The sequence below is a fragment of the Gemmatimonadales bacterium genome (assembly GCA_030697825.1).
In the GTDB taxonomy this organism is placed as follows: domain Bacteria; phylum Gemmatimonadota; class Gemmatimonadetes; order Gemmatimonadales; family JACORV01; genus JACORV01.
In genome coordinates this window covers 1-7,371 of the sequence record JAUYOW010000321.1, presented here as the reverse complement: position 1 = coordinate 7,371, position 7,371 = coordinate 1, and the positions used below count along the sequence as shown (strand labels likewise).

Sequence of the window (7,371 nt, the reverse complement as noted above, 5' to 3'; positions counted from 1 at the left end):
GGGTAACCGCGCCGTCGCGATCCTCAGCTCCGCCGGAAGCCCCTCGCCGCTCAGGTAGAGCAGTTGGGCAAGCTGCGTGTCGGTGAGCTTGAACGGCACAAGGAGTCTGACCTTGTCCAGGTCGAAGTACACGCGTCCGCCGATGAGCACGAAGAGGCCGGCGGCGGGTATCTGGAGCAGGAGGTTCGCCGCAAGCGGAGTCAGCGGGTCGGTGAAGTTCTCGACCAGCGGCTTGAAGAGGACGTACTTCCCACCGCGCTCGTTGCGGCAGAACTCCTTGCGTCCGGCCACCGTGACCGGGCGGGACTGGAGCAGGTGGACCTGTCCGTCCGTGACGGCCCATTCGATGTCCTGAGGTCCACCGAAATGCTCCTCGGCCCTGACCGCCCAGCCGGCGATCGTCACCGCCAGACCTTCCGACAGGGTCTCCGCATGCCGCTGCGCGAAGGGGACATCCACCACCCGCCCGACGGCGTCTTCCCGCAGGGTCGTCGAGACCCGGACCCGCTTCTGCGCGATGCGCCGTTCCTTGAGCGTGAGCCCACCCTTGTGCAGCACGTATCGGTCGGGGGTCACCCGGCCGTCCACGATGGCGGCCCCCATGCCCCAGCTCGACTCGATGACGATCTCGTCGCGCGCACCGGTCACGGGGTTCACGGTGAAGGCCACACCGGAGATCTCGGAGGGGATCATCTCCTGGACCACGACGGCCATGGCGGCCGTGGCGTGAGCGATGCCGTGGGTGGCCCGGTAGCTGACGGCCGCTTCGCACCACAGCGACGCCCAGCAGCTCCGGACCATGGGGATCAGCTGGGCCCGGTCCACGTAGTAGTAGGTGCCGTGCTGGCCGGCGAAGCTCGCTCCTTCGAGGTCCTCGGCGGTGGCGGAGCTGCGCACCGCGCAGACGACCGCCGAGCCGCGCCGTTGGCACAACGTCGCGTGGGCCTCGAGGATCGTCTCCTCCAATCCGGCCGGGATCTCCGCCGCGCGGATCTTCTCGGCGATCGCCGCGCAGCACCTCCGGACCTCGGCCTGCGACGCGCCGTTGAGCCGGGCGAGGTCGTCAGCGAGATGGATGGAGGCGAAGAACCGCTCGCAGGCGGGTGCGGTGACCACGAAGCCGGGCGGCACCGGGAACCCATTGGCGATCATCTCGCCCAGGTTGGCGCCTTTGCCGCCTGCCAGGGCGGTGTCGGTCCGCCTCACGTCCTCGAGCCAGAGCACGGCGGCGGCGTTCATGCCCCAAATTGTGCTGAGATCGGGGTGGGCGATAGCCCGTGCAGCCTAGAGGGTCTTCGAGACCGTCCGTTAGCCAGCGCGTCGTCATCAAGGTGATGGGTGATGTGCCTGTCACGCATTTTTTCGCGCCGCACTGCCAGCTTTTCGCCACCATACTTTCCGTTCCAGTCGCCATGATGTGCGCCGAACCCAGCGGAGGCGCACCGCGTGGCCGTCACACCGCAATTGCTGTCCCGCCTCAGAACGCTCGACGACCTGCACGAACTGGTCGCGGCGCTCGGCTATTCCCCCTGTAGCGAGGAGTTGAATCCGGTCGCCCGGGAGCGGCTGGGCCTGGGCGGCAGCGGGCTCGGCACCCGGCGTGCGGCCATCGTCGGACGGCACGGCCCCTTCCTCATCTATGGCGCCGTGCTGGAGTCGGCGACTCGATCGCGCGTTGCCCAGGCGATGGAGCGACTGGGCCGCGCGACTCCGGGCGAGCGCAACATCCTCATCGCGCTGGACGCACCTGCCACGACGCTCGCCGTCAGCGCCCTGGCGCCCCGGAACGGCGGCTTCCACGCGCGCCAACTGCGCATCGCGCTCGAGAAGCCGAGTCCGGTCGCGGCCGAGATACTCTCCGGACTCGCTCCGCGGCCCAAGGACACGGCGCTCGCGCTGGCCGTCCGCGCCGCGGAGATCCTGACCGAGGAAGGCCTTACCAGTCGCTTTTTTCGCGAGTTCGCTCGGCTCCACGCCAGGGCCGCGCAACAGTTCCAACAGATGCCGCGCGCGTCGTCGTCGGAGCGGCGCGATCTCGCGCTCATCGTGCTCACTCGGGTGTTGTTCCTCTACTTCGTTCAAGCCAAAGGGTGGCTCGCGGGCCGCGGCGACTTCCTACCGTCGCTTCTCGACACAGCGCTCGGCCGGGGCCACCCGTTCCATCACCAAGTGTTCGAGCCGCTCTGTTTCGGCGCGCTCAACGCGCCCCTTGGCTCGCGGACGGGCGCCGCGCGGGCCCTCGGCGACGTGCCGTTCCTCAATGGCGGCCTCTTCGAGCGGCACGCGCTCGAGCGCCGTTTCCCTCGCGCGTGCCTGCCTAACGAAACATGGCGCCAGCTGTTCGACGACCTCTTCGAGAGGTTCCACTTCACGGTCACGGAACGCGACGAGCAGGACGCCGTGGACCCCGAGATGCTGGGGCGAGTCTTCGAAGGTCTCATGGCCCGCGACCGCCGCAGGAGCTCGGGCACCTATTTCACACCCCGCGACTTCTTGCGGGTCACGGTGCGGCGGGCTCTGGCCGCGGCGCTGAAAGGCCGTCCGCCATCAGCAGTCGGAACGCTTCGCATCCTCGACCCCGCCGTAGGATCGGGCGCATTCCTCCTCGAGGCGATGGCGCAGCTGGAGCAATTGCGCGCCACGCTTCTGCCTGAGGAGTCGCCCGCCGCGCGCCGGCGGGCCATCGTGCGCGACAACCTGTTCGGCGTGGACCTCGACCCGATGGCCGTGCGCCTCGCCGAGCTGAGGCTCTGGCTCGCGCTGGTGGTGGACGATGCGGCCACCTGGCAGGACGTGGCACCCCTCCCCAACCTCGACCAGAACCTGCGGCAAGGCGACAGCCTGCTCTCGCCGCTCGATCTCGCGCGGGGCGCGTACGTGCCACAAGCGGCACAGCGGCTCCAGCGAGTGGCCGAGCAGCGCGCGGCGTACTTCACTTCCACCGGCCGCGACAAGGCCGCGCTCGCTCGCGCCATCCGCGATGAGGAGCGCGCGCTGGCTGCGGCCAGCGCGGATGCGGCCCTCACGTCGCTGACCGCGCACCTCGCCGACGCGGCGGCCACGTCCGGTCGCGATCTCTTCGGCGCCCGCGCCAAGCGCGCTCCCACCACTGCCCGCCGGGTGGCGCTCTGGCGGAGCCAGCGTCGCGAGCTGACGATCGCGCGGCGCCGCATCGCGGAAGACGACGCCCTCCCCTTCTTCTCGTACGACGTCCACTTCGGACCGATCATGGCCGACGGTGGATTCGACCTCGTCGTCGGCAACCCGCCGTGGATCCGCGGCGAGCGTCTCCCCGCCACGGCGCGCGAGGCACTGGCGCGGCAGTACCAGAGCTTCCGGCCCACCAGCCAGTCCGGCCGGGGGTTCGCGCATCTCCCGGACCTCTCCGTGGCATTCGTGGAGCGCGCGCTCGGCCTGGTCCGCCCAGGCGGAGTCGTGGCGATGGTCGTTCCGTCCAAGCTGCTGCGGGCAGGGTATGCCGGGCCGCTGCGTCGCTTCATCCGCGACGGGGCGACGGTCCTGGCGCTGGAGGATCGCGCGCACGCGCCTGCGAGCGGGTTCGCGGCCACGGTGTTCCCGATGATCTGCCTGCTCCGACGTTCCACGCCCGGTCCGGACGACCTCGCCGACGTGCAGGTGGTTGGCGCATCGGGCCGGTGCATCGGCGGAGTGGCCGCGCAGCGGGACCTCAGCCTGGACGCTGCGCCCTCGCGAGCGCCCTGGCTCGCGCTGCCCGGCGACGTGATGCAGGCCTTCCGCGCCGTGTTGCGATCCGGCCCGCACCTCGCGTCGCGGTTTCGTCCGCAGCTGGGAGTGAAGACCGGCGCCAACGAGGTCTTCGTGCGAGAGGTCGCGCGCGCGGACGAGCTGCCGGAACACCACCGCGTTCCGGCCATCCTTGGCAGGGACGTCTCGCCGTTCGCCGCCGCACCGTCGTGCGTGCTGCTGGCGGCGCTGGACGCCCGAGGTGTTCCGCTCGCCCGCGTCCACGACCACGTGTCCGCGTATCTCGCGCCCTTCAGGGTGCCTCTCGCCCGGCGCGCGGACGCGCGCGGCGCGCCGCCGTGGGCGCTCTTCCGCACCGACCTCTTGCGGGCGTCGTGGCTCGTTATCTGGCGCGACATCGCCGGAACGCTCGAAGCCGCGCCAATCGCGCGCGGCATGCCCGATGCGCCGGTGCCACTCAACACCTGCTACGGAGTCGCCGTTCCGGACGAGTACACGGCCTGCTGGCTCGCCGCGCACCTCAACAGCCGTCCGGTGCGCAGCGTCGCGCTCGTCCTCGCCGAGCGCGCCAGCGGCGGCGCGTTCCGCTTCAACGCATCCACGGTAGGGGCACTGCCCCTCCCCACTCACCCCGACACGCCCGCCGTGCGTGCGCTGGCCCGGATAGGGCGCGACGCCGCGCGCGGCGGAGGATGGGATCCCGATGAGCTCGACACGCACGCCGTACAAGCGCTCGGCCTCGACGACGACACGGCCTCGTTTCTCCGGCACCTGGGCGACACTTTGCGCCGAGACCCTGGCCGGGATCGCTGACCCGTTGTTCCCGGCGCTCAGCGTCGCGGAGGTGCGCGCGCCCGCCGACGCCGCGCGGGCGATGCTGGCCGGTCTTCTGGAGCCGCTCGACACGCCGCTCGCGCCGGAGACGCTGCCCGACTGGCTTCTGCCGCATCAGGCCGAGGCCATCGCGCGGGCGCGGGCCATCCTGGCGCGGTTCGGCGGCGTGCTGGTCGCCGACGGCGTCGGGCTCGGCAAGACGTACATCGGACTCGCTCTCGCGGCGCTCGAACGACGGCACGCCGGCGACGCGGTCGCGATCGTGCCCGCGGCGCTGCGCACCGAGTGGGCGGCGGCATCCGAAGCGACGGGAACGCCGATCCGCATCTGGTCGCACACCGAGCTCGCGCGGATGCCGCCGGTCCTGGCCTCGCGCTGCTCGCTGCTCCTGGTGGACGAGGCGCATGCCTTCCGCAATCCGCGCACCCGGCGCTACGACGCACTCGCGCGACTCGCCGTTGGGCGCCGCGTGGCGCTCCTCACCGCGACCCCCATCAACAACGCCACCGCCGACCTGGCCGCTCTGGTGCACCTTTTCGCCGCGACCGATCGGTTCCGGGAATTCGGCGTGCCCGACCTCGCGGCATCGCTCGGAGACCCGGAGCCGGGCGCTTCGGCGCTCGCCCTCGGGGCGCTGTCGGTGTGCCGCACGCGACGCCTGGTCGAGCTTCGCTTCCCCGAGCTCAGAGCGGCGTTCCCACGTCGCGTGCTGATGCCGGCGATCCGCTACGATCTCGATGCCGTCTACGACGGCTCGCTGCATGCCTTGCTCACGGCGCTGGGCACGCTCTCCGGCGGTGAGGAGCGCGGCGGGGCGCTGATGCATCTCAACCTGCTGCGCCGGCTGGAGTCGAGCCGGGCCGCGTTCCGGCGCAGCCTCCTGCGTCACCGCGACTTCCTGGCCGAATGGTCGCGCGCGCGGGAAACGGGCATCGCCCTGTCACGGGAGGACTTCCGCGCCGCCTTCCCGCGCCACGACGCCGACGACTCGCAGCTCGTGCTTTGGCCCATTCTCCGGGCCGCGGTGCGTTCGGATGGGGCGCTCGACCTGAAGCCGTGGCGCGAGGCGATCGAGCGCGCCCTGGGTCTCGTGGACGTCGCGGAGGCCGTGCCCGACCCCAAGCTCGCGGCCCTCGAGGCGCTGCTGGCCGGGGCCCTGGCCGGCACGAAGACGATCGTGTTCACCGAGTACCGCGACACCGCCCTGCATCTGCTCCGCCACCTGCGCCGCCGCTTCCGCGTGATCGCCGTCGTGGGCGAGTCGGCGTGGACCGGCACCGGTCGTCTCGACCGGAGCGTGGCCCTCGACGCTTTCGCGCCGCGCGCCCGCCGTGCGAAGCCCGATCCCATGCTCGATGCGGACGTCCTGATCGCCACCGACGTAGCCAGCGAAGGGATGAACCTCCAGGACGCGGCGGCGGTGGTGAACTACGACCTCCCGTGGAACCCGGTGCGCGTGATGCAGCGCGTGGGTCGCGTGGACCGGCTGTATTCCGCGCACGCCAACGTCTTCGTCACCCACCTGCTCCCCGCGGGCGGCCTCGGCGCTCTGACCGGCGTCCTCGAGAAGTTGCGCACCAAGCTCGCAGAAGTACCGCGATTCGCCGGCGCCGAACCGGACCCGCTCGCCGCTCTTTGGTGGGTGGGCGGCGGAGCGCCGCTGCCCGAAACGCTCGAACACGAGAGCTGGCGGCGGGTCGCGCCGTTCGAGGCGCGCGAGCGGTGGCGTCTTCAGGTGGGCGCGTTCGACGCGGCCCGCCACGATCCGCCGGTCGTGGCCGCGGGCATCGTCGCGGATGGCGGTTCGCCCGCCGTGGGCGTGCTCCTCGCGCTCGAGTGGCAGGACGGACGACGCATCCCGTTGCCCTTCACGATCGCCGCCAGCGGAGATGTCAGGGCCGACTCAGCCGCCTTGGGTGATCTCGCCGAGCGGGCGCTGCGCGCCGCAGCCATCCCTACGGGTACCGGAGAGTTCACCAGCGCCCTCGCCACGGTGCTGCCGCGCGCCCGCGCGCAACTGCTCGAGTACTCCGCGGTCCGGCGCGGCACCCACGCGACCGGGCCCGGACGAAGTGCCGCTCTCGACCTGCTGAAAGGCTGGGCCGCCGAAGCCACGCGAGATCGCGCCGACACCGAAGCCATCGAGCGCGCGATGACCGCGCTGGCGTGCGAGTTGCCCGTGGGTCTCGACCGCCTGATCGGCCGGCTGCTGGCCGATGCCGGCGCTCACGACCATCTCGCCGTTCGGATCGCCGAGGTCGTGGAACGCGCCGCGCCGCTGTCGGGACCCAAGCTCGAGGGCACTCCGCGCCTCGTCCTGGTCGCCGCGATCGCCCTCGCGACTCGCTGCCCGGCGGAGTAGGAGGATGACCCCTGTCTCCTGTCTCCCGTCCCCTGCCCACCGCTGCAACTCTGCAACTCTGCAACTCTACCGCCACCTGCCCGCTGTTATCTTCCGTAGTGCGCTTCCCAACTATCCTCTTCGACTTCGACGGCACCCTCGTCGACTCCATCGAGCTCATCCTCGCCTCCTACCGCCACACCCTGCTCGTCCACCGCGGCACCGTCCCCGACGACTCGGTGTGGCTCGCCGGCCTCGGCACCCCGCTCCGCGTCCAGTTCCGCGACTTCACCGACGACCCGGCCGAAATCGAAACGATGATCGCGACCTATCGCGAGTGGAACTACGCCCACCACGACGGCATGGTGACCGCCTATCCGGGCGCCCTCGAGTCCGTCCGCGCCCTCAAGACCAAAGGCGTGCGGCTCGGTATCGTCTCCTCCAAGAGCCGCCGCGGCATCGACCGCGGC

4 protein-coding genes are annotated in these 7,371 nt (G+C 71.3%); 3 read left to right on the top strand and 1 reads right to left on the bottom strand.

Features of this window, described 5'->3' with window-relative positions; genetic code table 11:
* The coding region (locus Q8Q85_16105) for a PEP/pyruvate-binding domain-containing protein (protein ID MDP3775783.1) at positions 1 to 1,239 on the bottom strand (1,239 nt) is incomplete at its 3' end.
* A gap of 207 nt (positions 1,240 to 1,446) precedes the next feature.
* Here Q8Q85_16105 and Q8Q85_16100 point away from each other — a divergent pair.
* The 3 genes from Q8Q85_16100 to Q8Q85_16090 form a co-directional block, all read left to right on the top strand.
* The gene (locus tag Q8Q85_16100; GenBank protein ID MDP3775782.1) at positions 1,447 to 4,539 is read left to right on the top strand and encodes an N-6 DNA methylase; all 3,093 of its coding nucleotides are present in this window, start codon (positions 1,447 to 1,449) and stop codon (positions 4,537 to 4,539) included.
* Entirely contained in the window at positions 4,430 to 6,922 is a 2,493-nt protein-coding gene (locus Q8Q85_16095; protein MDP3775781.1) for a helicase-related protein, read from the top strand. The genes Q8Q85_16100 and Q8Q85_16095 overlap by 110 nt, the downstream gene beginning before the upstream one ends.
* 98 nt (positions 6,923 to 7,020) lie before the next feature.
* On the top strand, positions 7,021 to 7,371 hold a 351-nt coding region (locus Q8Q85_16090; protein ID MDP3775780.1), incomplete at its 3' end, for an HAD hydrolase-like protein.

Bases quoted from the DNA above. Each gene is read 5' to 3' on its own strand.
- Q8Q85_16095 (MDP3775781.1), top strand. From the start codon at position 4,430: ATGAGCTCGACACGCACGCCGTACAAGCGCTCGGCCTCGACGACGACA.